Consider the following 24,007-nt stretch of genomic DNA (forward strand, 5'->3'; position numbering starts at 1 on the left):
CGGGCGCCGGCGCCACGTCGGTGTGCGCGTCGACTGCGGTCCAAGACCGGGCAGGTGCTCAGTGGGGTGAGCACGTTTGGACTGCCCGGACGTTACCCACCAGTAGTCGGTTCCCGATAGGGGGGCAAGACCAGATGTTCGCTGCGTCACACGTCGCGGCGGTGCTCCGCGCAGACTAGTCCAATCCGGCGGCAACCCGGAAGTAACCGCAGGTCCGACCCCCTCTACCCAGTCCCGGGCGGGCGTCCTAGGGTGATCGTCATGCGAGTCCATGTGGTCAGCGACGTACACGGGAACGCCAGGGACCTGGCCAGGGCGGGAGACGGCGCCGACGCGCTCGTCTGCCTCGGTGACCTGGTGCTCTTCCTCGACTACGCCGATCACTCCCGCGGTATCTTCCCCGACCTCTTCGGCACGCGGAACGCGGACCTGATCGTCGAGCTGCGCACCGCCCGCCGCTTCGAGGAGGCCCGCGAGCTCGGCCGCAGGCTGTGGGAGGGCATCGACCGGGCGGCCGCCACCGAGAAGGCGGTGCGCAAGCAGTACGCCGAACTCTTCGCGGCGTTCCCCACCCCGACGTACGCCACCTACGGCAACGTCGACATGCCGCAGCTGTGGCCCGAGTACGCCGGGCCCGGCACCACCGTCCTCGACGGCGAGCGCGTCGAGATCGGCGGCCGCGTCTTCGGCTTCGTCGGCGGCGGCCTCAGGACGCCGATGCGCACGCCCTACGAGATCGACGACGAGGAGTACGCCGCCAAGGTCGAGGCGCTGGGCGAGGTGGACGTGCTGTGCTCGCACATTCCGCCCGAGGTCCCCGAGCTCGTGTACGACACCGTCGCCCGCCGGTTCGAGCGCGGCAGTCGGGCCCTGCTCGACGCGATCCGCCGTACCCGCCCCCGGTACGCGCTCTTCGGCCACGTCCACCAGCCGCTGGCCCGGCGCATGCGCGTCGGCGCGACGGAATGCGTGAACGTCGGTCACTTCGCGTCCACCGGCCGCCCCTGGGCGTTGGAGTGGTGAGTCCGGAGCGGTGACGGGCCCCCGGCCGATCGCGGTAGCCTTCACGCGGACATGCCCCCGAAACCCCCGTCCCCTGACCGGAACCGCACTGGAGGAGCCACAGCGATGGCGGAACACACCAGCTCGAGCATCACGATCGAGGCGGCGCCGGCCGACGTGATGGGCGTGATCGCCGACTTCGCCCGCTACCCCGAGTGGACCGGCGAGGTGAAGGAGGCCGAGGTCCTGGCCACCGACGCCGAGGGCCGCGCCGAGCGGGTGCGCCTGCTCCTGGACGCCGGCGCGATCAAGGACGACCACACCCTCGCGTACACCTGGACCGGTGGCAACGAGGTCAGCTGGACGCTGGTCAAGTCCCAGATGCTGCGCGCCCTCGACGGTTCGTACAGCCTCGTCCCGCTGGACGGCGGCCGCACCGAGGTCACCTACCGGCTGACCGTCGACGTCAAGATCCCGATGCTCGGCATGATCAAGCGCAAGGCCGAGAAGGTCATCATCGACCGCGCCCTGGCCGGTCTGAAGAAGCGCGTCGAGAGCCACCCGAGCCAGCCGAAGGGCTGATGTCCCGCATGCGTACGGTCCTCGTCACCGGCCCCGGCGGCGCGGGCCGCACCACGGTCGCCGCGGCGACCGCCCTCGCGGCGGCACGCGGCGGGGACGGGTCCTCCCCTTCCCGGACGCGGCCGGGAGGCCGGGGAAAGGTCCTCGTCCTCTCCACCGACGCGACGGACACCCTGGGCGCGGCCCTGGGCACGGCGACCGGCCCCGCGCCCGTCGAGGCGGCCCCGGGGCTCTGGGCCGCCCGGCTCGACTCCGGCGCCCACTTCCGCGCAGAGCTCCTGGCGCTCCAGGAGCGGGCGGCTTCCATACTCGACCTGCTCGGCGCGAACCGGCTGGCCGCCGAGGAACTGACCGAGCTCCCGGGCGGCGAGCAGTTCGCCCTCCTGCGCGCCCTGCGCGCCTGCGCCGAGGCCGGTGCCGGCGACGGCACCGGCGGCCTTTCGGAAACGTACGACCTGGTGGTGGCCGACCTGCCGCCACTGCCCTCGGCCCTCGCCGTCCTCGCCCTCCCCGAACAGCTGCGCCGCTACCTGCGCCGGCTGCTGCCGCCCGAGCGGCAGGCGGCCCGCGCGCTGCGGCCCATGCTCGCCCAGCTCGCCGGTGTCCCGATGCCCGCGCAGTGGCTGTACGAGACGGCCGCCCGCTGGGACGGGGAACTGGCCGCCGTCCAGACCCTGCTCGCCGACCCCGGCACGACCGTACGGCTGGTAGCCGAGCCCGGGCCCGCCGGGGCCGACGCCCTGCGCACCGCCCGTACCGGACTGGCCCTCTTCGGCCTCGGCGTCGACGCGGTCACGGCGAACCGGACGCTGCCGCAGGACTCCCCGGACACCTGGCTCGCGACGCTCTCCGCCCAGCAGCAGAAGTGTCTGGCCGAGTGGGGCGACGTGTGGCAGCGGGTGGCGCCGGTCCGCGAGGTGCGTCACCTCGGCCGCGACCCGCGCGGTCTCGACGACCTGGACGCGCTGGCCGGGGACGGGGCCCTCGCGGTGGAGCCGGGGCGCGGGGAAGCGGCCGGGCCCTGGTCCGTGGAGGACCGGCTCGCCGACGACGGCGTCCTCGTCTGGCACCTGCCGCTGCCCGGCGCCGTGAAGGAGGAGATCGGCCTGGTCCGCCGGGGCGACGAACTCGTCATCGACGCGGGCCCGTTCCGCCGGATCCTGCCGCTGCCCTCCGCCCTGCGCCGCTGCGACGTCTCGGGCGCGGGCCTGACGGGCGGCGTGCTGAAGGTCCGGTTCACGCCGGACCCCCGGCTGTGGCCGCAGACCAAGTGAACCGCCTGCCGCCGTTCGGGTAACGTCAGTGGTACGAGGCGTACGTACGGTACGAACCGCCCCCTGTCGCAGGAGTCCGCCATGAGCGATGCCACCGAGCTCCCCCACGGCTCGAAGAGCATGGGAGGGGCCCCCTTCTCCCCTGATCCCGCCGAGGCCCCCGACGCCGACGCGTGGGCGAAGGCGTGCGCCGAGGATCTCGCCGCCGAGAGGGCCCGTCGTCGTGCCCAGGACGGCGGGGCGCAGCCGGGGTCCGCCGCCGAGGAGCTGCGCAAGCTCGTCGACGCCGTCGCCGACAAGGTCGCCTCCCTCCAGTCGGCGCTGCCCGGCATGGCCGCGCAGGGCGCCGTCAGCCAGTTCATCAGCCAGGCGAAGTCCGCCGTCGAGCCGGTCATCGAGCGCAACCCGGAGGTCTTCGACCACCTGGCCGCGGCCGGCAACGAGCTGCTCGCCGCCTACCGCTCCGCCGTCCAGGGCCAGGAGGGCCGCTGGACCCGCGGCCCGTCGCAGCCGGAGGAGGGCAAGCCGGAAGAGCGCAAGAAGGACGGCGCCGACGGCGAGGACGGCCCCGAAGGCCCCTCGTCGAGCACCCACATCGATCTGGACTGAGCCGGGCCTCGGGTACGGTTGCCCCTAGCGGGGCTCGACCGAAAACTGAGGGACACATGGGACTCACCATCGGCGTCGACATCGGCGGCACGAAGATCGCGGCAGGCGTGGTCGACGAAGAGGGCGCCATTCTCGACACCCACAAGGTGCCCACTCCGTCGACTGCCGAAGGCATCGTCGACGCGATCTGCGCGGCCGTCTCGGAGGCGGGCAAGGGCCACCAGATCGACGCGGTCGGCATCGGCGCCGCCGGGTACGTCGACGACAAGCGCGCCACCGTTCTCTTCGCGCCGAACATCCACTGGCGGCACGAGCCGCTGAAGGACAAGGTCGAGCAGCGCGTCGGTCTGCCGGTCGTCGTCGAGAACGACGCGAACGCGGCGGCCTGGGGCGAGTACAAGTTCGGCGCCGGCCAGGGCCACGAGGACGTCATCTGCATCACCCTCGGCACCGGTCTCGGCGGCGGCATCATCATCGGCAACAAGCTGCGCCGCGGACGATTCGGCGTGGCCGCCGAGTTCGGCCACATCCGGGTCGTCCCCGACGGCCTGCTGTGCGGTTGCGGCAACCAGGGCTGCTGGGAGCAGTACGCGTCCGGGCGGGCCCTTGTCAGGTACGCCAAGCAGCGCGCCAACGCCACCCCCGAGAACGCCCGGATCCTCCTCGCCCTGGGCGACGGCACGGTCGAGGGCATCGAGGGCAAGCACGTCAGCGAGGCCGCCCGGCAGGGCTGCCCGGTGGCCGTCGACTCCTTCCGCGAGCTGGCCCGCTGGGCGGGCGCGGGCCTGGCCGACCTGGCCTCGCTCTTCGATCCGTCGGCGTTCATCGTCGGCGGCGGTGTCTCGGACGAGGGCGAACTCGTCCTCGACCCCATCCGCAAGTCCTTCCGGCGCTGGCTCATCGGCGGCCAGTGGCGTCCGCACGCGCAGGTGCTCGCGGCGCAGCTGGGCGGCAAGGCCGGCCTCGTCGGGGCGGCGGACCTGGCCCGCCAGGGCTGACGCCCGCACGTCCGTACGTGTGCGGAGTGCCCGCCATGCCCTCTTGGGGCGCGGCGGGCATTTCCGTATCTTGATCCGCATGGCGACGAGTAGGACTGCGACGAGCACGCTGCCCGCTTCCCGTACCGAGCCGGACGGTTCGGCCGTGATCCGTGTCCTCAGCTACAACATCCGCTCCATGCGCGACGACCGCGAGGCGCTGGCCCGGGTGATCGCCGCCTGCGAGCCCGACCTCGTCCTCGTGCAGGAGGCGCCGAGGTTCTTCCGCTGGCGCAAGCGCGCGGCGTGGCTCGCCGCCCACAGCGGCCTGGTGGTGCTCGGCGGCGGAGCCACCGCTTCGGGGCCGCTGCTGCTGTGCTCGCTGCGCGTGACGGTGGAGCGTACGGAGGACGTGCTGCTGCCGCGTACGCCGGGGCTGCACCAGCGGGGGTTCGCGACGGCGGTGGTACGGATCGGGGGCGCCCGGTTCGGCGTACTGAGCTGCCACCTCAGCCTCCAGGGCGAGGAGCGGTACGCGCAGGGCGGGATGCTGCTCGACCGTGTCGGGGAGATGGGCGTGGAGCACGCGGTCGTGGGCGGCGACCTCAACGACCGGCCGGACGGGCGTACTTTCCGCCGGCTGGCGGGTGAGCTCCAGGACTGCTGGGCGGCGAAACCGTGGGGCGGGGAGTTCACCTCGACCCCGGAAGACCCCCACCAGCGCATCGACGCGGTCTTCGCGACGCCGGGGATCGAAGTCCTGGGCTGCGGCGTCCCGCCGGACCTCCCGGAGGCGGACGTGAGGGCGGCCACGGACCACCTGCCGGTGCTGGCGGCGCTGCGGGTCCCGGCAGCCTAGGCGCGGGCGTGTGCTCGCACCGGACGGGCCCGATCCGAGCCCGCCCAGTGCGTGAGGACACGGGGGAGGGGCGGAGGAAAGCCTTTACACGACCGCGCCGCGGCCGGGGTCGTCGCCGTCCTCGTCGTCGTCGTGCGTCATCCGCGCCACCAGCGTGGCGAAGCCGCCCAGGAAGCCGCCGACGCCGAGTGTCGTCAGCCACCACGTCATGTCCCACCCGAACAGCACGGCGGCGAGCAGCAGCAGCGGGCCGCCGAGAACCGCCATCCAGGCGAACTTGGCCGTGGCGTCGGCGGGCGGCAGCGGGGGCGGCTCCGGCGGGACGAAGTGGCCCTCGTCGCTCCCGTCGAGGTCGTCCTCGCGCGGCTCCGCCAGGGAGTAGTTGCGCGGGCCGCCGATGCCGGGGGCGAAGACGACGGAGCTGCCGAGCGGCCTGTCCGGATCCGGGTCCGTGTCCTCCTGCCCGGTCCCGGTCCCGGTCCCGGTGTCCGCTCCGGCCTCCGGGCCCTTCTCCAGCGGCTCCTCCGGCCGGCCGGTACCGGTGCCGGTGCCGTTGAGGTCGTCGTCGCCCTCCGGCAGGAAGAGGTCCTCGATCGGCTTGAACGGCTTCGCGCCCGGCGGATCCGGCGGCTCCTCGCCGTACCCGGCGACGATCGCGGCCCACGCCGCGTCCTCGTCGGCAGGAGGCCCGGCGGACGGCCCGGCGGGCGCCCGGCAGCGGGCGCTCCGGTGGCGGCCGCCTCGGCAGCCCCCGCCGTCTCGTCCGGCTCCCGCCCCTCCTCGCGGCCCGCGGGTTCCGCGTCGTGCTCAGCCACCGGTGGTGCTCCCCTTCTTCCCGGCACGTGGAGCGAGGCGGCCGATGAACGCATCACTCTCGTCGAAGATCCGCTCCGCGTCATGGTCCAACGTCGCGACGTGGTAGCTCTGTTCCAGCAGGATCTCGGTGACGTCCGTCGACGAGACCCGGCTGAGGATGCGGGCCGAGTCGGCCGCCGGCACCACATGGTCCTGCGGGCTGTGCAGGAGCAGCATCGGCTGGGTCACCTGCGGCAGCTCGGAGTCGACGATCCGGAAGAAGTTCCGCACGGAGTGGGCCGCGTGCAGCGGGACGCGGTCGTAACCGACCTCCTCCACCCCCGTCCTGGCGATGTCGCTGCGCAGCCCCTTCGTCGTACGTACGAGATGGCGGGCCACCGGCAGCGCGTACGCCGACAGGCCGTGCACCTTGTTCGCCGGGTTGACCACGGCGATCCCGCTGATCGCGTCCCCGTGCTTCGCGGCCAGGCGCAGCGTCAGGGCCCCGCCCATGGAGAGCCCGAAGACGAAGACCTGGCTGCACTGCCGGCTCAGCACGCGCAGTTCGCGGTCGACCTCCGCGTACCAGTCCTGCCAGCCCGTGAGCTGCATGTCCTCCCAGCGGGTGCCGTGGCCGGGCAGCAGCGGGAGGGAGACGGTCAGTCCGCGCTCGGCCAGGTGGCCGGCCCAGGGGCGCAAGGACTGCGGGGAACCGGTGAAGCCGTGGCAGAGGAGGACGCCGACCTCTCCGCCCTCGTGGCGGAACGGCTCGGCTCCAGGGAGGACCGGCACCGGGGTCTCCTGTTCATGAGTCTTGGACGGCGAAGGGGGGTGCGCACGATGTACTTCACCGTACGCGACCGGACCGACACCGACCAGGTCCGTCGGGCTGCCTTGTGCGGAGAGAGCGCAGGCCCCGCACCGGTTATGGTCTTGTCGACAGACACAGGGAAGGCACTCGGTTGATCTACGGCGCAATGAAGTTCTCCATCGGAGGGCCACTGAAGGCTGCCTTCAGGCCCTGGGTGGAGGGACTGGAGAACATCCCCGCCGAGGGCCCGGCGATCCTCGCGAGCAACCACCTGTCCTTCTCGGACTCCTTCTTCCTGCCCGCCGTCCTCGACCGCAAGGTCACCTTCATCGCCAAGGCCGAGTACTTCACCTCGCCCGGTGTGAAGGGGAAGCTCACCGCCGCCTTCTTCAAGGGCGTCGGCCAGCTGCCCGTGGACCGCTCGGGCGCGCGCGGCGCGGGCGAGGCGGCGATCAGGGCCGGCATCCAGGTCATCAGGGGCGGCGGCCTCTTCGGCATCTACCCCGAGGGCACCCGCTCGCCCGACGGCCGTCTCTACCGCGGCAAACCGGGCGGCCTCGCGCGCGTGGCGCTCGCCACCGGCGCTCCCGTGATCCCGGTCGCGATGATCGACACCGAGAAGATCCAGCCGCCCGGCAAGGTCATGCCCAAGCTGATGCGGCCGGGGATCAGGATCGGCAAGCCGCTGGACTTCGGCCGTTATCACGGGATGGACGGCGACCGGTTCATCCTGCGGTCGGTGACCGACGAGGTCATGTACGAGATCATGAAGCTTTCCGGCCAGGAGTACGTCGACATCTACGCGACGGCGGCGAAGCGCCGGATCGCCGACGCGGAGAAGGCCGCCAAGGCCGAGAAGGCGGAGCAGGGCGGCGCGTAACCGCGTCCGTCCGGGGGGATGGGGATGATGGCCAAGGCCCGGCGCGAGCGGGTCGTACGCATGTCGGTCGAGCAGCCGCTGTGGCGTGCGCTCACCGCCTACCGCGTCCTGACGATGCTCTACGCGGTGTTCCTCTTCGTGTTCACCCGGGAGAAGTTCGAGCGTCCGTGGGTGGCCGTCGCCTTCCTCGCGGTGATGTCCCTCTGGACCCTCGTCACGCTCCCCAAGGTGGCGAACGCGGCGAGCTGCACCAAGCGCTTCCTCGGCGTCGACCTCGCCGTCGCCCTGACCGGCATCCTGCTCACCCCGCTCGCCGACTTCCACGCGCAGCGGGTCGACGGCTCCACCCTGCCGTCGATATGGACCGCGGGTTCCGTCCTCGCGTTCGCCATCAAGGGCGGCTGGCGCTGGGCGGCCTTCGCCTCCTCCTTCGTCGCCGCCGCCAACATCGTCGAGCGCGGCCACCCCAGCCGGGACACCCTCCACAACGTCCTGCTGGTGTGGGTCGCCTCCATCGCGATCGGTTACGTCGTCGAGGTCGCCCGCGCCTCCGAGCGCACCCTCGCCCGCGCCCTGGAGATCGAGGCCGCGACCCGCGAGCGCGAGCGCCTCGCCCGTGACATCCACGACAGCGTGCTCCAGGTCCTCGCCATGGTGCAGCGGCGCGGCGCGGCCCTCGGCGGCGAGGCGGCCGAACTGGGCAGGATGGCCGGGGAGCAGGAGATCGCCCTGCGCTCCCTGGTCTCCAGCGGCCTCGTACCGGCGACGCGCGCCTCGGAGGACGCCGCGCAGGGCGCGGTGGTCCGTACGGTCGAGGTGGACGACGGCGACGAGGGCGGCGGCACGGGCGACGGACGCCCCTGCGATCTGCGCTCCCTGCTCGCCCCGCACGCCGGTTCCAGGGTCACCTTCGCCGAGCCCGGCGCCCCGGTCCTGCTGGAAGCGGCGGCGGCCCGGGAGCTCGCGGCGGCTGTCGGTGCCGCACTGGACAATGTTCGCAGACACGCGGGAGAGGACGCCCGGGCCTGGATCCTGGTCGAGGACTGGCCGCAGGAAGTGATCGTGACGGTGCGGGACGACGGCCCCGGCATCCCCGAGGGCAGGCTCGCGCAGGCCGAGGGGGAGGGGCGCCTCGGGGTCGCCCTGTCGATCCGAGGGCGGCTGCGGGACATCGGGGGCACCGCCGAGCTGATCTCGGTGCCGGGGCAGGGCACGGAAGTAGAACTGAAGGTTCCACGGGGGAAGGCAGGACAGGGGCGATGAGCGAAGAGCAGCAGCAGGCGATCAGGGTGATGGTCGTCGACGACCACCCGATGTGGCGGGACGCGGTCGCCCGCGACCTCGAAGCCGCGGGCTTCGACGTGGTCGCCACGGCGGGCGACGGGCCGCAGGCGGTGCGCCGAGCCCAGGCCGTCGGACCCCAGGTCCTCGTCCTCGACCTCAACCTCCCCGGCATGCCCGGCGTCCAGGTCTGCAAGGAGCTCGTCGGCGCCGACCCGGCGCTGCGGGTCCTCGTGCTGTCCGCGAGCGGCGAGCACGCCGACGTACTGGAAGCGGTGAAGTCCGGCGCGACGGGCTACCTGCTGAAGTCCGCGGGGCCCGACGAGCTCATCGACGCGGTACGGCGCACGGCCGCCGGCGACCCGGTCTTCACCCCGGGCCTGGCGGGCCTGGTCCTCGGCGAGTACCGCCGGCTGGCCTCCGACCCGGTGCCCGCGGCCTCGCCGAACGAGCCGAAGGCGCCCCAGCTCACCGACCGCGAGACCGAGGTGCTGCGGCTGGTCGCCAAGGGGCTCTCGTACAAGCAGATCGCCGAGCGCCTGGTGATCTCGCACCGCACCGTCCAGAACCACGTGCAGAACACCCTCGGCAAGCTCCAGCTGCACAACCGCGTGGAACTCGTCCGCTACGCCATCGAACGCGGCCTCGACGACGCCTAGCACGCCCGGTGGGCCCGTGAGCCCGGGGCGGCCCCGGACCGCCCCTCCGCCCCGCGCCGTCGTGTCCCGGGCCGCCACCGGCGTGGCCGCGCGCGGCACAGCCGAACGGGGCGAAGGGAGAGCCCCGAGCGGGCCGGAGTGCCGACCGGGGAGGCGGCGGCGCGGCTCAGGACGGCCGGCCCGGAGCTCTGCGCCGGGGCCGGGGGCTTCTTCGGCCGAGCGGGACGAAGACACGGGCCGTATATTCGCGATGTCCGCGGTACGGCCCCTGTCTCTGCTTTCGCTCCTCCCGGGAGACGTCGTGGAAATCCTGGCATTCGGTGTGCAGTCCGACGAGAGACCACTGATCGAGAACGCCTTCGCCGGCCACCACGACATCCGCTGTCTCGATGTCTTCCTCAGCGAGGACACCGCCCCCATCGCGGCCGGCCACGAGATCATCAGCACCAGCGTCAACGCCGATCTGGGGGCGGGCGTCCTGCGCGCGCTCGCCGCCGGCGGAACGAGGATGATCGCCCAGCGCTCCACCGGCTTCAACAACATCGACCTCGACGTCGCCGGGCAGCTCGGCCTGACGGTCGCCCGCGTCTCGTACTACTCGCCGTACTCCGTCGCCGAATTCGCCTGGACCCTCGCGATGGCCGTCAACCGCCGCATCGTGCGCGCCGCCGGACGCACCCGCGACTTCGACTTCCGCCTCGACGGGCTCCTCGGCCGTGACATGCGCGGCCGTACGGCCGGTGTCCTCGGCACCGGAAAGATCGGCGAGGCGTTCACCCGTATCGCCCACGGCTTCGGCATGAACCTGCTCGGCTGGGACCTCGTCCAGAACCCCGCCTGCGTCGGGCTGGGCATGGAGTACGTCGACAAGGACCGCCTCCTCGCCGAGTCCGACCTGGTCAGCCTGCACCTGCCGCTGATGCCCGCCACGCACCGCCTCATCGGTGCCGACGAGCTGCGCGTCATGAAGGACGACGCGATCCTCGTGAACTCGAGCCGCGGTGGTCTCGTCGACACCGCGGCTCTCGTCCGTGAACTGCGCCTGGGCCGCTTCACCGGAGTGGGGCTCGACGTGTACGAGGCGGAGGCCGGGCTCTTCTTCCTGGACAAGTCCCTGGAGGTCGTCGACGACGACACCCTGGCCCGGCTCGTCACCCTCCCGAACGTCCTGGTCACCTCGCACCAGGCGTACTACACCGTCGACGCGGTCGGCCAGATCGTCGAGGCGACGCTCGGGAACGTCCTCGACTACACGGCGGGCCGCCGCAGCGAGAACGTCCTGGTCCCGGCGGAACCGGCCGTGAGCTGACCGAGCAGCTCGCCCACGATCGCCGTGCCCCGCAGCGTCAGCACCGACTCCGGGTGGAACTGCACGCCCGCGAAGCCGGGCCCGCGCAGGGCGTGCACCTCGCCGGTGACCGGGTCACGGCTGACCTCGACGCCGTGCGCGGTCAGCTCCGCCGCCTCGTCCTCGCGGCAGCGGGCGACGAAGCTGTTGTAGAAACCGACGGTCTCCGGCCGCCCGAAGAGATCGATCCGGGTCTGCGCCCCCTGGTACGGCACCCGCTTGCGCACGGTCCCCAGGCCCAGCTCGGCCGCCAGCAGTTCGTGCCCCAGGCAGACCCCGAGCAGTCCGTGCCGGTGTTCGCGCACCAGCTCCGCCGTGAGTCCGCGCAGGAACCGCATCTTGGGGTCGTCCGCGTCGGAGGGGTCCCCGGGCCCGGGGCCGAGCACCACGGGGCCCTCGTGCGCGAGCGCGGCCTCCCGCAGGCCCGGCTCGTCGTACCGCCGTACGGACACGTCGAGCCCGGACGAGCGCAGCAGATGCGCGAGCATCGCCGTGAAGGTGTCCTCCGCGTCGATCACCAGCGCGTGTCCGGTCAGGGACGACGTGCGCTCCTGCATCCGCAGCCAGAACGGCGCGAGGGACGCGCGCCGCGAGTCGAGCGCCTCCCGTACGCGCGGATCGTCCGCCAGCCCCGGCAGTACGTCCTCGCGCTCCGGCCTCGCGGGACGCACCCCCAGCGCCGCCAGTACCCCCGCCGCCTTGGCGTGGGTCTCGGCGACCTCGCTGTGCGGGTCCGAGTCGCGCACCAGCGTCGCCCCGACCGGCACCCGCAGCCGCCCGTCCGGTGCGATGTCGGCGGTGCGGATGAGGATCGGCGAGTCCAGGGTCTGGGCGCCGCCCGCGTCACGGCCGACGAGGGCCAGTGCGCCCGCGTAGTAGCCGCGTCCTCCGGTCTCGTACCGCTCGATGACCCGGCAGGCGTTCTGCACCGGCGACCCGGTGACGGTCGCCGCGAACATCGTCTCCTTCAGTACCTCGCGCACGTCGAGGGACGTCCGGCCCCGCAGCTCGTACTCGGTGTGCGCGAGATGGGCCATCTCCTTGAGCCGCGGGCCGACCACGACCCCGCCCCGGTCGCCGACGGTGCACATCATCTTGAGCTCTTCGTCGACGACCATCGAGAGTTCCGCGGTCTCCTTGCCGTCGTCGAGGAAGTCCAGCAGCCCCTCGGCGCTCGGGCCCTGGGCCGGGTAGCGGTACGTACCGCTGATCGGGTTCATCACGACGGTCCCGCCGCTCATCCGCACGTGCACCTCGGGGCTCGCGCCGACCAGCGTGCGCTCCCCGGTGTGCACGACGAAGGTCCAGTACGCGCCCCGCTCACCGGCGAGCAGCCGCCGGAAGAGCGCCAGGGCGTCGGCCCGCCCGAACCCGGGGACGCTGCCCTCGAAGGTCCGCCGGATGACGAAGTTCGCGCCCTCGCCGCGCCCGATCTCGTCCTCGATGACCCGCCGTACGATCCCGGCGTACTCCTCGTCGGCGATGTCGAAGGCCCCGCCCTCGACCCGCACCTCGTGCGCGGGCAGCTGCGCGAGGACGTCGTCGAGCGGCAGGGCGTACGCCTCGTCGGCGACCAGCACACTCAGCGGTGTCCCGTCGTCCCGTACGTCGAACCCGCGCTCCCTGATCTGCCGGAACGGCACCAGCGCGAGCACGGGCAGGTCATCGGAGCCGACCGGGACGTCGGCGAGGCGCGCGGCCTCGCGCACGTCCCCGATCAGCAGCTCGACGGTGTCGTGGTCGTGGCCGGGGGTCCGCCTGCGCAGGAGGGCGAAGGGGCGGGTGTCGTCCAGTAGTGCGCTGATGAGCATCGGTGGTGTTCCTTCCGAGTCCGGGGGGGAGTCCGAGTGGAGCCCGAGCGCGGAGCCGAGTGGAGAGGAACGGCCTCTGGGAACACCGAAGGCCGCCTCTCGGGCGGCCTTCGCGGTTCAGTGGTGCGCGCGATTGTCAGTGGGCCGCCGGATGAGCGGTCCACCACCAGGTCTGAGTCGTCTGCGCGAACATGCTCCGAACCCTAGCGGACCCGGGCGCGCGCGTCATGCATGTCCGCCGTTCCGCGCGTTCCATGGACCCGGCCCGTCTCATCTGGTGAGCCGAGGGATGGACGGACGGGCCGACCACGTAATGTTGTCAAGGTGACCGTGAACGCTAAGACCACCCCCAACGGTGGCAACACCTGGCGAGACCTTCCCGCGGCGCAGCAGCCCGAGTACCCCGATGCCGAGGCTCTGCGCGATGTGATCGCGGACCTCGAGTCGTATCCGCCGCTCGTCTTCGCGGGCGAGTGCGACCAGCTGCGCGCCCGACTGGGAGCCGTCGCCAAGGGCGAGGCGTTCCTGCTGCAGGGCGGCGACTGCGCCGAGGCATTCGACGCCGTGTCCGCCGACCACATCCGAAACAAGCTCAAGACCCTTCTCCAGATGGGCGCGGTGCTGACGTACGCCGCCTCCGTGCCCGTCGTGAAGGTGGGACGGATCGCCGGCCAGTACTCCAAGCCGCGCTCCAAGTCGACCGAGACCCGCGACGGCATCACCCTGCCGACCTACCGCGGCGACTCCGTCAACGGCTTCGAGTTCACCGAGAAGGCCCGGATCCCGGACCCCGAGCGGCTGAAGCGGATGTACCACGCGTCCGCCTCGACGCTGAACCTCGTGCGCGCCTTCACCACCGGCGGTTACGCGGACCTGCGCCAGGTGCACGCCTGGAACCAGGACTTCGTGAAGTCGTCGCCGTCCGGACAGCGTTACGAGCAGCTGGCCCGGGAGATCGACAACGCGCTGAACTTCATGAAGGCCGCCGGGACCGACCCCGCGGAGTTCCGCACGGTCGAGTTCTACGCCTCGCACGAAGCGCTGCTCATGGACTACGAGTCCGCTCTGACCAGGGTCGACTCGCGTACGGGTCACCTGTACGACGTATCGGGCCACATGCTGTGGATCGGTGAGCGCACCCGCCAGCTGGACGGCGCGCACATCGAGTTCGCCTCGAGGATCCGCAACCCGATCGGCGTGAAGCTCGGTCCGACGACCACGGTCGACGAGGCGCTGAGCTACGTCGACAAGCTCGACCCGGACCGCGAGCCCGGCCGGCTGACCTTCGTCGTCCGCATGGGCGCCGACAAGGTCCGCGACAAGCTCCCCGAGCTGGTCGAGAAGGTCACGGCGTCCGGCGCGGCCGTGGCATGGGTGAGCGACCCGATGCACGGCAACACCTTCGAGGCCGCCTCCGGCCACAAGACGCGTCGCTTCGACGACGTGCTCGACGAGGTCAAGGGCTTCTTCGAGGTGCACAAGGGCCTCGGCACGCACCCGGGCGGCATCCACGTCGAGCTGACCGGTGACGACGTCACGGAGTGCGTGGGCGGCGGTGACGAGATCTTCGTCGACGACCTGCACCAGCGCTACGAGACGGCCTGCGACCCGCGGCTCAACCGCAGCCAGTCGCTGGACCTGGCGTTCCTGGTCGCCGAGATGTACCGCGACCAGTAAGAACCGGCGGAACCGGACCGGAAGAAGGCCGTGGGGCGCGGATCGAATGTGATCCGCGCCCCACAGCCGTCTCCGGGACTTTTGCGTACGGGGGGTGACGGGTAAGGTTAGGTTGACCTTACCGATTGGTCGTCCCCTCGGCCCGCGTCAGGAGGTGTACCGCGTGTTCGTCTGCTCCTGTTTCGGCGTGACCGACCAGCAGATCAAGGAGCACGCGGCCGCCGGTGCCTGCACACCGCGCCAGATAGCGTCGGTCAGCAAGGCGGGCACGGACTGCGGTTCCTGCGTACGCACGATCCAGGGGCTCCTGGGCCGTGGCGGGTGCCCGCGCCGCGCACTGGCCGAACAGGGCGGGGCGGCGCTCACCGGGGCGCCTCTCCCCGAGGCCGCCTGACCGGCGCCCGGCCGGCTGTCAGCTGCTCGGCTGCTCGATCAGCTGGGCGATGTAGAGCGCCTCGCCGAGTTTCTCCACCAGCTCCAGCTGGGTGTCGAGATAGTCGATGTGGTGCTCCTCGTCCTTGAGGATGTCCTCGAAGATGTTCGCCGACGTGACATCGCCCTTGGCCCGCATGACCTCGATGCCGCGCTTGAGGCGGTCGATGGCCTCGACCTCGATCTGCCGGTCGGCCTGGAACATCTCGGTGACGGTCTGGCCCACCCGCACATGGAAGAGCCGCTGGTAGTTCGGCAGGCCGTCCAGGAAGAGGATCCGGTCGGTCAGTGTCTCCGCGTGCCTCATCTCGTCGAACGACTCGGCCCGGGTGTACTTGGCGAGCTTCGTCCAGCCGAAGTTTTCCTGCATCTTGGCGTGCAGGAAGTACTGATTGATGGCGGTCAGCTCGGCGGTCAGCTGCTCATTGAGGAATTCGATGACCTCGGGGTCGCCCTGCATCGCAGAGGCTCCTTCCAAGCGTGGTACTGGGCAGGTTCGCGCATCCTCGCACCATGGGCGGGAGCCGTCTAGTAAGTGCAGACTTATCAGGAATTGCCCCGAATAGGGTCAGACCTGGTCATGACCACCCCTTGCGGTCTGTCACCATGGAGTCATGGGTCAGCCGGAAAGCCGGGAACATCACGAATCAGCACAGCCCGAGCTTCCGCCGGGACAGCGGCTGCAGCGTGGCTGGCCGGTCACCCACTACGGTCCTGTACCCAAGTTCAAGCCGGACCGCTGGGAGTTCAGGGTTTTCGGCGCCACGGCGGACGGCGACAAGCACTGCTGGAACCACGAGGAATTCTCGGCGCTCCCGTTCGCCACGGTCGAGGCCGATCTGCACTGCGTCACGAAATTCAGCATGCTCGGGGCTGAATGGGGTGGCGTGCTCGCTCGTACGCTCGTCGAACTCGCGCCCCCCGCGCCGAGCGTCACGCACGTCATGGTCTGGGCCGAGTACGGCTTCAGCGCGAACCTGCGGCTCGCGGACTTCACTTCCGACCGGACGATCTTCGCCACCCACAAGGGCGGTGAACTGCTGACCGCCGAGCACGGATTCCCGCTGCGCCTGGTCGTACCGCACCTGTACGCCTGGAAGGGGCCCAAGTGGGTCCGGGGCGTCGAGTACATGACGGCGGACCGCCGCGGTTTCTGGGAGGAGCGCGGCTATCACAACGTCGGCGACCCCTGGCGCGAGCAGCGGTACTCCTACCAGGAGGAGCCGGGGGACGGCCCCGAGCTGTAGGGCCCGGCGGCCGCGCCTTCCGGTCGGTGCCTTCCGGTCGGTGCCTTCCGGGCGGTTCCTTCCGGTCAGTGGTAGTACGGGTGGACCGCCACGTGGCCCTTGCCGCGGCCGATCATCCACTTGTTGACGGGTGTGGTGATGAGGGAAGCGGCGAAGAGCGCGAAGGCGAGCACGCCCCAGAACATTCCGTCGGTGAGATGCGCGTCCATCGCGCCGGGCCGCAGCGCGAGCACGCCGTTGTCGATCAGCTCCATCACCGCGATGGAGAGGGTGTCGGCGGCGAGGGCGACCCGGAAGGCGGCCCTGAAGCCGACGTCGGCCTTGAGGACGCCGCGCAGGGTGAGGGCGTAACCGAAGAAGAAGGCCCGGACGACCGCCAGGGCCGTCGTCTGCGCGTTGTCCCACCCGAGCGAGGTGCCGATGACCATGCCCAGTACCTCGCCGATGGCACAGCCGGTGAGGCAGTGGAGCGTGGCCTGGGCGGCCATGGACCAGCCGACCTTGCCGTGGCCGGCGTGGGCTGCGTGATCCATGTGGTCCGCGTGGACTGCGTGATTTTCGTGCCCTGCGTGACCGCCATGGCCGTGGTGCATGCCGTGCGTGTGTGCGTCGTGCTGCATGGCGTGCCCCCAGGGCTGGACAGCGGTTCCTGCCGACAGGCAGGACCATTTACCCCTAGGGGTATTCCTCAAGGGGCTTCAGCGGTTCTCGGCAGGAGTCGCGCAGCTCCTTCAGCCGCGCCACATCGGCCGCGTGGCCTTCCTTGCCGCCCGGCGTCTCGATCGTCAGCGGTACGCCCTCGGTCGCCGGGTGCGCGAACAGCTCCCGGAACGGTTCCGCGCCGATGTGGCCGGAGCCGATGTTCTCGTGGCGGTCCCTGTGCGCGCCGACGCCCTCCTTCGAGTCGTTGGCGTGGATCAGCTTGAGCCGGCCCTCGCCGACCGTGTCCACCAGCAGGTCCAGTGTCTGCTTCATCCCGCCGGGCCCCGCGAGATCGTGCCCCGCCGCGTAGATGTGGCAGGTGTCGAGGCAGACGCCCAGCTTGGGGTGTGCGTCGAGCGCCTCGAAGTACGGGCCGAAGTCCCAGGTGCGCGAGCACAGGGAGGAGCCCTGCCCCGCCGTCGACTCGAGCAGCAGCAGCGGGTCGTCGTCGTGCGTCAGCTCGTCGAGGAGCGGCAGCAGGTACGTGCGCACTTGCGCGAGCGACTCCGAACGCGGCCGGCCACCGGTCGCCGAGCCGGTGTGCACCACCACGCCCAGCGCGCCGATCTCACGTCCGCGGCGCAGCGAGTGCCGCAGCGACTCCACGGACTTCTCGGCGGTCGCCTCGGTGTGCGAACCGAAGTTGATCAAGTAGGGGGCATGGACGTACGCCGGTATCCGCTCGGCGGCGCAGGCCGCGCGGAACAGCTCGTCCTGGGCGGGATTTCCGGTGGGCGTCGCCCAGCCGCGCGGGTTCGCGACGAAGACCTGAACGGCCTCGGCGCCCAGCTCACGGGCGTATGCGAGACCGTTCGTGGCGAGACCGCCGGCTACGGGGACATGACTGCCGACGGGGTTTCGGGAGGGGAAAGGTGCGTTGCTCATCGGCATCAAGGATGCCAGGACGCCGGTGCGAAGGGCCGCCGGCCGGGTGGCGGCCCTTCGCGGGCGGACTCCTACAGGCCCTTGGTCCTGAGGGTGATCGTGCTGCCCTCCGGAGCCTCGTCGCCCTCCTCGACCGACTGGCTCGCGATCTTGTCGCTGAAGGAGAGGAAGGGGCGGTCCACCTTCACCTCGAAGCCCGCCTCCCGGAGCGTGCGCTTCGCGTCGTCGACGTCGTCACCGACCACATCGGGCACGGAAACCATGCGCGGCCCCTTGGAGACCGTCAACGTGACGGTGTCGCCCTCGGCGAGCCGGTCGCCCTCGGCCGCGGACTGCCTGACGACCGATCCCGCCTCCTCCCGGGACGTGACGCGCCCGGGCGCGACCTTCACGGTGAGCCCGGCCTCCTCCAGCTCGGTGGTGGCGTCCTCCACGCTCTCGCCGGTCACGTCGGGCACCTCCACGGGGGCGCCCTTGCTGACGACGAGGGCGATCGCGGAGTCCGGGTGCCGCTCGGTGCCGGCGCGCGGGGTCGTACTGACGACGGAGCCCCGCGGGACGTCCTCGTCGAACGTCCTGGTGACGATGCCGGGGGCCAGACCGGCCTTCTTGAGCTTGTCCCTGGCCTCGGCCAGCGGCAGCCGCCCCACGTCGGGGACCCTCACGGTTTCCGGGCCGCGCGAGACGACCAGCGTGACGGAGCCGTTGCCGCGGATACGGGCACGGGACGCGGGGTCGCTGTTCATGACGGTGCCGCGGTCGTACGCCTTGCTGTACTCGCGCCGCACCTCCTTCACATCGAGACCGGCGGCGGAGAGCCGCGCGGCGGCCTCCTTCTCCGTCTGGCCGAGGAGCGAGGGGACGCGGGTGAACTGCCCGGAGTTGATGTACCAGACGCCGGCGCCGACTCCGAGGACGAGCAGGACGGCGGTCACGACCGCGAGCACGCCGCGCCCGGGCGCGACGGCGCGCCTGGAGGGCGCCGCCGCCGGTTGCGGCGGGGGCATCCGGAGCCGGCTGGTGCGGTTGAGGGGCTCGTCGCCGGTGGCGCCGGAGGTCCCGATCGCGCGCGGGATGACGCTCGTGCGGTCCTCGGCGCCGTCGTGCGTCTGCGCGCGGGCCTGCGGCGGCACCGCGTCGAGCTGCTCGTCGCTGAGCGCGGCGCGCGCCTCCCTGGCCTGCGCGAGGAGTGCCACGGCGTCGTATGGACGGATCTCCGGGTCGCGCGCGGTGGCGCCCGCGACCAGCTCGTCCAGTCCGGCCGAGAGCCCGGGAACGGCGGCGGACGGGACGGGCACGTCCTCGTGGAGGTGCTGGTAGAGAACCTGCGCGGGGGTGCTGCCGGAGTGCGGTTTGGCGCCGGTCAGCATCTCGTACAGCACGACGCCGCAGGCGTAGACGTCGGCGCGGGTGTCGGCCGTGCCGTGCTCTATCTGCTCGGGCGCGAGGTACGACACGGTGCCGAGGACCGACCCGGTGGTGCTGGTGACGGTGTCCACGGCCCGTACGAGACCGAAGTCGGCGACCTTGACCCGGCCGTCGTCCCCGATCAGCACGTTCTCCGGCTTCATGTCCCGGTGCACGAAGCCGGCGCGGTGCGCGGCCCCGAGCGCGGCCAGCACCGGCTCCAGGATGTCGAGGGCGGCACGGGGCTGGAGAGCGCCGCGCTCGCGCAGTACGTCGCGCAGCGTGCAGCCGGCGACGTACTCCATGGCGAGGTAGACGTACCCCCCGTCCGTTCCCTGGTCGAAGACGCCGACCACATTCGGGTGCGCGAGCCGGGCGACCGACTTCGCCTCCCGGATGAAGCGGTCCACGAAGGAGTCGTCGGCGGCGAGGGCGGGGTGCATCACCTTGAGGGCGAGCACCCGGTCGAGGCGGGTGTCGACGGCCCGGTAGACCGTGGCCATGCCACCGACGGCGATGCGCGCGTCGACGCGGTAGCGGCCGTCGAGCACGTGCCCGACGAGCGGGTCCTGAAGGGTCGTATCCACGGAGCGAGTCTACGAGCCGCCGCCGACACGTCCGGCAGGTGCGGGTTTCCCGGGCCGGTACTGCAGCGGAGCTGTGACAGCGGGTGGCGCCCGCGGGACTCCGCCCCGGGACCCGACGGGCGTCCGGGGCGGGGCCTGCTCCCCCCGTCGCGGGAAGGGGCGGGGCGGGGAAGAGGACCGCGCGTCGGCCCGCCGGTCAGAACGCCGGACGTTCCGGGTCCAGCACCGCCCGCCCCGCCACCGGCGACGACGCCTCCGCGAAATGCCGCCGCGGGATCCGCCCCGCCCGGTACGCGAGCCGTCCCGCCTCCACCCCGTGCCGCATCGCCTCGGCCATCAGCACCGGCTCCTGGGCCCGCGTCACCGCCGACGCCAGCATCACCGCCGCGCACCCCAGCTCCATCGCCAGCGCCGCGTCCGACGCGGTGCCCGCCCCCGCGTCCAGCACGACCGGCACGCGCGCGTGCTCCACGATCAGCTGGAAATTGTGCGGGTTGCGGATACCGAGCCCCGACCCGATCGGCGACCCCAGCGGCATGATCGCCGCGCACCCCACGTCCTCCAGCTTCCGCGCGAGCACAGGATCGTCGTTCGTGTACGGCAGGACGGTGAAGCCGTCGTCCACCAGCGTCTCCGCCGCGTCCAGCAGCTCGATCGGATCGGGCAGCAGCGTCCGCTCGTCGGCGACGACCTCCAGCTTCACCCAGTCCGTACCCAGCGCCTCCCGCGCGAGGCGCGCCGTCAGCACGGCCTCGCCCGCCGTGAAACACCCCGCTGTGTTCGGCAGCACCCGGATGCCCAGCTTCTCCAGTACGGAAAGCACCGATCCCTGGACGGTCGGGTCCAGCCGCCGCATCGCGACGGTCGTCAGCTCGGTCCCGGACGCGACGAGGGAGCGTTCCAGTACGTCGAGGCTCGGCGCTCCGCCCGTTCCCATGATCAACCGTGAGGAGAACGTGGTGTCGCCGATGGTCAGAAGGTCGTCGGCCATGGTTCAGCCTCCCTGGACTGCGGTGAGGACTTCGATGCGGTCGCCGTCGCCGAGCACGGTGGCGTCCCACCGCCCGCGCGGTACGACGGTTTCGTTGAGGGCGGCGGCGACCCCCGAAGGGGCCCGGGTGAGGGTCGCGACGAGCGCGCCCAGCGTCGTACCGGCGTCGAGCTCACGGTTCTCGCCGTTCACGGAGATGGTCATACGGGCTGCTCCTGCGGTACGGAGACGGGGGAAGGGAGGGAGGCGGGAGGGGCGGCCGGCGCGAAACGCAGCGGGCTGAACGGACGCGCCTCGTCCGGCAGCTCCCCGCCGGCCAGGACAGCGGCCATCGCATCGCCGGTGACCGGCGTGAGCAGCACCCCGTTGCGGTAGTGCCCGGTGGCCAGATGCAGCCCGTCCAGCGCGGTCGGCCCGAGCAGCGGCGCGTTGTCCGGGGAGCCGGGCCGCAGCCCCGCGCGGGTCTCCGTCAGCGGCAGCTCGGTGATGCCCGGCATCAGCTCGTGCGCGTCGCGCAGCAGCTCGTACACCCCGCCCGCCGTGACCGTCGTGTCCCAGCCGAGCTCCTCGCTGGTCGCCCCGACGACCAGTTCGCCGTTCTCGCGCGGTACGAGGTAGACGTGGCTGCCCCGCACCACGGCACGCACCGTCCGGCTCAGGAAGGGCGCGTACGCGCGTGGCACGGCCAGCCGCAGCACCTGCCCCTTCACGGGCCGTACCGGCGGCAGCGCCTCCCGCGGTACGCCCGCGAGCCGGCCGCTGAGGCTTCCGGCCGCCAGCACCACCTGGCCGGCGGTGAGCTCCGTCCCGTCCGCCAGTACGGCGCCGACGGCCCTCTCCCGTACGACACGGAGCCGTTCGGCCCAGCCGCGGTGGAAGACCACCCCGGCCCGCTCACAGGCTGTCAGAAGGGCTGCGGCCAGCAGCCTCGGGTCGACCTGGTGGTCACCGTCCACCCGCAGGCCCCCGCGCACGCCCGGCGCGAGCATCGGCTCCAGGCGGCGGCACTCGCGCCCCGTGAGCCACTCCGACGCGAGCCCGGAGCGGCGTTGCAGGGCATGGAGCTCGCGCAGGTGGGCGCGGTCGTCCGTGTCCAGCGCGACGGCGAGCGTGCCGCAGGAGCGGTAACCGGTGGCCTGCCCGCTCGCCGCCTCCAGCTCGGCGACGAACGCGGGATAGCGCTCGGCGGACGCGAGGTTGAGGCCGAGGAGCGTCTGCTCCCCGTAGTGGAGTTCGGTGACGGCGGCGAGCATTCCGGCCGCGACCTGTGCGGCCCCGCCGCCCGGCTGCGGATCGGCGACGGCGACGCGCAGCCCGCGCTGCGCCGCCCGCCAGGCCGTGACCAGGCCGATGATTCCGCCCCCGACGACGAGGACGTCTGACGATGTACGCGGCATGGGCGTCCAGCCCCTCCCTTCGCCGGCATGACCCGGATCAGGTTCGTACGGTCGGAGGCCGTCCAGCCTCCCTCTCAGCCCGGTACGTCCGGGCTCCCGCGAGTGCTTTACGGTGGCCACCCTAACGCCAGGCCCCGACGCGCTGTAAGGGAGCAACTCCTGTGGCCCGCTCGCTCGACGGACTCGTCCTCTCGCCGGTCGCCGACCAGGCGCCCGGCCAGGTCGGGACACGGACCCGGTTCACGTACCACGAGGAGGGCGGCCGGATCTGGGCCGAGTACACGGGCGGCGACGTCGTACGGGGCCGTCTCGTCGGCACGCGCGAGGGCGACGCGCTGGACTTCCGTTACGTACAGCTGAAGCAGGACGGCACGACCTCGTCGGGGCACTGCGCGTCCACCGTCGTCGACCTCCCCGACGGGCGCGTGCGGCTGGAGGAGACCTGGGCCTGGGAGTCCCAGGAGGGCAGGGGGACGAGCGTCGTCGAGCAGCTGCCCCTGTGACGCTGCGCCGGAGGTCTTCCTCCGCGGTCCCGGCGAAGGCGGCGGAACGCGCCGTCCTACAGTGACCGGGTGAGCGAGCAGAGGCAGACAGAGCGGCGCGTCGTCATCGTCGGCGCGGGAATGGCCGGTGTCCAGACCGCGGTGTCCCTGCGCGAGCAGGGCTGGACCGGCTCCGTCACGCTGATCGGCGCCGAACCGCATCAGCCGTACGACAGACCGCCGCTGTCCAAGGCGGTGCTGCTCGGCCACGCCGAGGAGTCGGCCTTCGACGTCGACTTCGAGGCGCTCGGCATCGAACTCCACCTGGGGCGCGAGGTGACGGGCGTGCGCCCCGGGGCGCACGAGATCGACACGCCCTCGGGCCCCGTTCCGTACGACGTGCTGGTCGTCGCCACCGGAGCGCTGCCCCTCACGCTGCCCGGCGGCGAAGGCGTACCCGGAGTCCACCTCCTGCGCACCCTCGACGACGCCGCGCGGCTGCGGCCCGTGCTCGGCCGGCGGCACGACGTCGTGGTCGTCGGGGCGGGCTGGATCGGCGCGGAGTTCGCCACGGCCGCCCGCGAGGCGGGCTGCGCGGTGACCGTCGTCGAGGCCGCGGACCGGCCGCTCGCGGGCACCCTGCCCGCCGATGCCGCCGTCCCGATGGCCGCCTGGTACGCCGAGAGCGGCGTGGAACTCCTCACCGGCGCGCGCGTCGCGCGCGTCGAGCCCGGCACGGTCGTCCTCGCCGACGGTCGTCGGCTCGCGGCCGGCGCGGTGGTCGTCGGCATCGGAGCCAGGCCCGCGACGGCCTGGCTCGCGGGCTCGGGGATCGAGCTCGGCCCGGACGGATCCGTCACCGCCGACGCCCGCCTGCGCACCTCGGTCCCCGATGTGTACGCGGTCGGGGACTGCGCCTCCTTCCCCTCCGCCCGCTACGGCGAACGCCTGCTCGTCCACCACTGGGACAACGCGCTCCAGGGCCCGCGCACGGTCGCGGCGGACATCCTCGGCGGGACACCGCGGGACTACGACCCCGTCCCGTACTTCTGGTCCGAGCAGTTCGGCCGCTTCGTGCAGTACGCGGGCCACCACGCCCACGCCGACACGACGGTGTGGCGCGGCGACCCGGCCGGCGCCGCCTGGTCGGTGTGCTGGCTGCGCGAGGGGGCGCTGGTCGCGCTGCTCACCGTGGCCCGGCCGCGCGACCTCGCGCAGGGGCGCAGGCTCATCGCGGCGGGTGCCCCGATGGACCCGGACCGGGTCGCCGATCCGTCCGTCCCGCTCAAGACCGCCACCCTTTAGGCCGGTA

25 protein-coding genes, 1 pseudogene and 1 riboswitch are annotated in these 24,007 nt (G+C 72.2%); of the genes and pseudogenes, 15 read left to right on the forward strand and 11 right to left on the reverse strand.

The features are described from left to right. Nucleotides 1-273 precede the first annotated feature (273 nt). The 6 genes from BN1555_RS23540 to BN1555_RS23565 all read left to right on the forward strand — a co-directional run bounded on the left by BN1555_RS23540 (nt 274) and on the right by BN1555_RS23565 (nt 5,303). Nucleotides 274-1,023 carry a metallophosphoesterase family protein gene (locus BN1555_RS23540; RefSeq protein ID WP_093801235.1) on the forward strand — a complete coding sequence of 250 codons (750 nt, stop codon included), beginning with the start codon at nt 274-276 and terminating at the stop codon, nt 1,021-1,023. Nucleotides 1,024-1,128: 105 nt separating this feature from the next. Further along, on the forward strand, nt 1,129-1,584 hold the full coding sequence (locus BN1555_RS23545; RefSeq protein WP_093801236.1) for an SRPBCC family protein: 456 nt from the start codon (nt 1,129-1,131) through the stop codon (nt 1,582-1,584). Nucleotides 1,585-1,592: 8 nt separating this feature from the next. Continuing rightward, nucleotides 1,593-2,858: an ArsA family ATPase gene (locus BN1555_RS23550; protein WP_093803588.1), complete on the forward strand. Its 1,266-nt coding sequence runs from the start codon at nt 1,593-1,595 to the stop codon at nt 2,856-2,858. A gap of 120 nt (nt 2,859-2,978) precedes the next feature. Then, nucleotides 2,979-3,467, forward strand: a complete 489-nt coding sequence (locus BN1555_RS23555; RefSeq protein ID WP_093803589.1) for a DUF5304 domain-containing protein — start codon at nt 2,979-2,981, stop codon at nt 3,465-3,467. Between the two features lie 56 nt (nt 3,468-3,523). Beyond that, nucleotides 3,524-4,465, forward strand: a complete 942-nt coding sequence (locus BN1555_RS23560; protein ID WP_093801237.1) for an ROK family glucokinase — start codon at nt 3,524-3,526, stop codon at nt 4,463-4,465. 79 nt (nt 4,466-4,544) lie between these two features. Continuing rightward, on the forward strand, nt 4,545-5,303 hold the full coding sequence (locus BN1555_RS23565) for an endonuclease/exonuclease/phosphatase family protein (RefSeq protein WP_093801238.1): 759 nt from the start codon (nt 4,545-4,547) through the stop codon (nt 5,301-5,303). Nucleotides 5,304-5,387: 84 nt separating this feature from the next. Here the strand turns inward: BN1555_RS23565 and BN1555_RS23570 are convergent. Continuing rightward, nucleotides 5,388-6,118, reverse strand: a pseudogene (locus BN1555_RS23570) (hypothetical protein). Continuing rightward, nucleotides 6,111-6,890, reverse strand: a complete 780-nt coding sequence (locus tag BN1555_RS23575) for an alpha/beta hydrolase (protein ID WP_093801240.1) — start codon at nt 6,888-6,890, stop codon at nt 6,111-6,113. The pseudogene BN1555_RS23570 and the gene BN1555_RS23575 overlap by 8 nt, the downstream one beginning before the upstream one ends. Before the next feature lie 170 nt (nt 6,891-7,060). Between BN1555_RS23575 and BN1555_RS23580 the strand changes: the two genes are divergently transcribed. From BN1555_RS23580 to BN1555_RS23595, 4 genes are all read left to right on the forward strand, one after another. Continuing rightward, the gene (locus tag BN1555_RS23580) at nt 7,061-7,789 is read left to right on the forward strand and encodes a lysophospholipid acyltransferase family protein (protein ID WP_176710111.1); all 729 of its coding nucleotides are present in this window, start codon (nt 7,061-7,063) and stop codon (nt 7,787-7,789) included. Between the two features lie 18 nt (nt 7,790-7,807). Further along, the gene (gene macS, locus BN1555_RS23585; RefSeq protein WP_176710112.1) at nt 7,808-9,052 is read left to right on the forward strand and encodes a MacS family sensor histidine kinase; all 1,245 of its coding nucleotides are present in this window, start codon (nt 7,808-7,810) and stop codon (nt 9,050-9,052) included. Continuing rightward, the gene (locus BN1555_RS23590) at nt 9,049-9,729 is read left to right on the forward strand and encodes a response regulator (RefSeq protein ID WP_093801242.1); all 681 of its coding nucleotides are present in this window, start codon (nt 9,049-9,051) and stop codon (nt 9,727-9,729) included. Before macS ends, BN1555_RS23590 begins: the two co-directional genes overlap by 4 nt. 301 nt (nt 9,730-10,030) lie before the next feature. Beyond that, on the forward strand, nt 10,031-11,038 hold the full coding sequence (locus tag BN1555_RS23595; RefSeq protein WP_093803591.1) for a 2-hydroxyacid dehydrogenase: 1,008 nt from the start codon (nt 10,031-10,033) through the stop codon (nt 11,036-11,038). Here the strand turns inward: BN1555_RS23595 and BN1555_RS23600 are convergent. Both BN1555_RS23600 and BN1555_RS41670 read right to left on the reverse strand, forming a co-directional pair. After that, on the reverse strand, nt 10,978-12,888 hold the full coding sequence (locus BN1555_RS23600; protein ID WP_093801243.1) for an anthranilate synthase family protein: 1,911 nt from the start codon (nt 12,886-12,888) through the stop codon (nt 10,978-10,980). The genes BN1555_RS23595 and BN1555_RS23600 overlap by 61 nt on opposite strands. Before the next feature lie 136 nt (nt 12,889-13,024). Then, on the reverse strand, nt 13,025-13,162 hold the full coding sequence (locus BN1555_RS41670; protein WP_141662881.1) for a trp operon leader peptide: 138 nt from the start codon (nt 13,160-13,162) through the stop codon (nt 13,025-13,027). A gap of 50 nt (nt 13,163-13,212) precedes the next feature. Here BN1555_RS41670 and BN1555_RS23605 point away from each other — a divergent pair, with 50 nt between their 5' ends. Together BN1555_RS23605 and BN1555_RS23610 are read left to right on the forward strand one after the other, a co-directional pair. Beyond that, the gene (locus tag BN1555_RS23605; RefSeq protein ID WP_093801244.1) at nt 13,213-14,565 is read left to right on the forward strand and encodes a class II 3-deoxy-7-phosphoheptulonate synthase; all 1,353 of its coding nucleotides are present in this window, start codon (nt 13,213-13,215) and stop codon (nt 14,563-14,565) included. Between the two features lie 154 nt (nt 14,566-14,719). Further along, nucleotides 14,720-14,959 carry a (2Fe-2S)-binding protein gene (locus BN1555_RS23610; RefSeq protein ID WP_093801245.1) on the forward strand — a complete coding sequence of 80 codons (240 nt, stop codon included), beginning with the start codon at nt 14,720-14,722 and terminating at the stop codon, nt 14,957-14,959. A gap of 18 nt (nt 14,960-14,977) precedes the next feature. Here the strand turns inward: BN1555_RS23610 and bfr are convergent, their stop codons facing one another. Further along, a complete protein-coding gene (bfr, locus tag BN1555_RS23615) occupies nt 14,978-15,457 on the reverse strand; it encodes a bacterioferritin (protein WP_093801246.1) in 480 nt (159 codons plus the stop codon). 154 nt (nt 15,458-15,611) lie between these two features. Between bfr and BN1555_RS23620 the strand changes: the two genes are divergently transcribed. Continuing rightward, nucleotides 15,612-16,244: a sulfite oxidase-like oxidoreductase gene (locus BN1555_RS23620; RefSeq protein WP_093801247.1), complete on the forward strand. Its 633-nt coding sequence runs from the start codon at nt 15,612-15,614 to the stop codon at nt 16,242-16,244. A gap of 65 nt (nt 16,245-16,309) precedes the next feature. Here BN1555_RS23620 and BN1555_RS23625 read toward each other — a convergent pair whose 3' ends face one another. The 6 genes from BN1555_RS23625 to thiO all read right to left on the reverse strand — a co-directional run bounded on the left by BN1555_RS23625 (nt 16,310) and on the right by thiO (nt 22,213). Further along, entirely contained in the window at nt 16,310-16,777 is a 468-nt protein-coding gene (locus BN1555_RS23625; RefSeq protein WP_255306137.1) for a DUF4396 domain-containing protein, read from the reverse strand. Between the two features lie 142 nt (nt 16,778-16,919). Then, nucleotides 16,920-17,831, reverse strand: coding sequence for a deoxyribonuclease IV (locus BN1555_RS23630; protein WP_093801249.1), 912 nt, complete (start codon nt 17,829-17,831; stop codon nt 16,920-16,922). 71 nt (nt 17,832-17,902) lie between these two features. Further along, nucleotides 17,903-19,825 (reverse strand): Stk1 family PASTA domain-containing Ser/Thr kinase, encoded by a 1,923-nt coding sequence (gene pknB, locus BN1555_RS23635; RefSeq protein WP_093801250.1) that lies wholly within the window; start codon nt 19,823-19,825, stop codon nt 17,903-17,905. A gap of 196 nt (nt 19,826-20,021) precedes the next feature. Continuing rightward, nucleotides 20,022-20,816: a thiazole synthase gene (locus BN1555_RS23640; protein WP_093801251.1), complete on the reverse strand. Its 795-nt coding sequence runs from the start codon at nt 20,814-20,816 to the stop codon at nt 20,022-20,024. Between the two features lie 3 nt (nt 20,817-20,819). Then, the gene (gene thiS / locus BN1555_RS23645; protein WP_093801252.1) at nt 20,820-21,020 is read right to left on the reverse strand and encodes a sulfur carrier protein ThiS; all 201 of its coding nucleotides are present in this window, start codon (nt 21,018-21,020) and stop codon (nt 20,820-20,822) included. Further along, nucleotides 21,017-22,213, reverse strand: a complete 1,197-nt coding sequence (gene thiO / locus BN1555_RS23650) for a glycine oxidase ThiO (RefSeq protein ID WP_093803592.1) — start codon at nt 22,211-22,213, stop codon at nt 21,017-21,019. The genes thiS and thiO overlap by 4 nt, the downstream gene beginning before the upstream one ends. Next, nucleotides 22,211-22,323: riboswitch (TPP riboswitch) on the reverse strand. Its footprint overlaps the gene before it by 3 nt. 51 nt (nt 22,324-22,374) lie before the next feature. Between thiO and BN1555_RS23655 the strand changes: the two genes are divergently transcribed. Next, complete coding sequence (locus BN1555_RS23655) at nt 22,375-22,716, forward strand: avidin-fold protein (RefSeq protein ID WP_093801253.1); 342 nt, start codon at nt 22,375-22,377, stop codon at nt 22,714-22,716. A gap of 69 nt (nt 22,717-22,785) precedes the next feature. Continuing rightward, on the forward strand, nt 22,786-24,000 hold the full coding sequence (locus BN1555_RS23660; RefSeq protein WP_093801254.1) for an NAD(P)/FAD-dependent oxidoreductase: 1,215 nt from the start codon (nt 22,786-22,788) through the stop codon (nt 23,998-24,000). Nucleotides 24,001-24,007 lie beyond the last annotated feature (7 nt).

Source organism: Streptomyces sp. Wb2n-11, from assembly GCF_001049855.1.
In the GTDB taxonomy this organism is placed as follows: Bacteria; Actinomycetota; Actinomycetes; order Streptomycetales; family Streptomycetaceae; genus Streptomyces; species Streptomyces altiplanensis.

Coding starts and splice junctions, on each gene's coding strand:
- BN1555_RS41670 (WP_141662881.1), bottom strand. CDS start 13,162: ATGAGACGGGCCGGGTCCATGGAACGCGCGGAACGGCGGACATGCATG.
- BN1555_RS23630 (WP_093801249.1), bottom strand. CDS start 17,831: ATGAGCAACGCACCTTTCCCCTCCCGAAACCCCGTCGGCAGTCATGTC.
- BN1555_RS23555 (WP_093803589.1), top strand. CDS start 2,979: ATGGGAGGGGCCCCCTTCTCCCCTGATCCCGCCGAGGCCCCCGACGCC.
- macS (WP_176710112.1), top strand. CDS start 7,808: ATGGGGATGATGGCCAAGGCCCGGCGCGAGCGGGTCGTACGCATGTCG.
- BN1555_RS23620 (WP_093801247.1), top strand. CDS start 15,612: ATGGGTCAGCCGGAAAGCCGGGAACATCACGAATCAGCACAGCCCGAG.
- BN1555_RS23600 (WP_093801243.1), bottom strand. CDS start 12,888: ATGCTCATCAGCGCACTACTGGACGACACCCGCCCCTTCGCCCTCCTG.
- thiO (WP_093803592.1), bottom strand. CDS start 22,213: ATGCCGCGTACATCGTCAGACGTCCTCGTCGTCGGGGGCGGAATCATC.
- BN1555_RS23590 (WP_093801242.1), top strand. CDS start 9,049: ATGAGCGAAGAGCAGCAGCAGGCGATCAGGGTGATGGTCGTCGACGAC.
- BN1555_RS23550 (WP_093803588.1), top strand. CDS start 1,593: ATGCGTACGGTCCTCGTCACCGGCCCCGGCGGCGCGGGCCGCACCACG.
- BN1555_RS23560 (WP_093801237.1), top strand. CDS start 3,524: ATGGGACTCACCATCGGCGTCGACATCGGCGGCACGAAGATCGCGGCA.
- BN1555_RS23625 (WP_255306137.1), bottom strand. CDS start 16,777: ATGGATCACGCAGCCCACGCCGGCCACGGCAAGGTCGGCTGGTCCATG.
- bfr (WP_093801246.1), bottom strand. CDS start 15,457: ATGCAGGGCGACCCCGAGGTCATCGAATTCCTCAATGAGCAGCTGACC.
- BN1555_RS23565 (WP_093801238.1), top strand. CDS start 4,545: ATGGCGACGAGTAGGACTGCGACGAGCACGCTGCCCGCTTCCCGTACC.
- BN1555_RS23640 (WP_093801251.1), bottom strand. CDS start 20,816: ATGGCCGACGACCTTCTGACCATCGGCGACACCACGTTCTCCTCACGG.
- BN1555_RS23545 (WP_093801236.1), top strand. CDS start 1,129: ATGGCGGAACACACCAGCTCGAGCATCACGATCGAGGCGGCGCCGGCC.
- thiS (WP_093801252.1), bottom strand. CDS start 21,020: ATGACCATCTCCGTGAACGGCGAGAACCGTGAGCTCGACGCCGGTACG.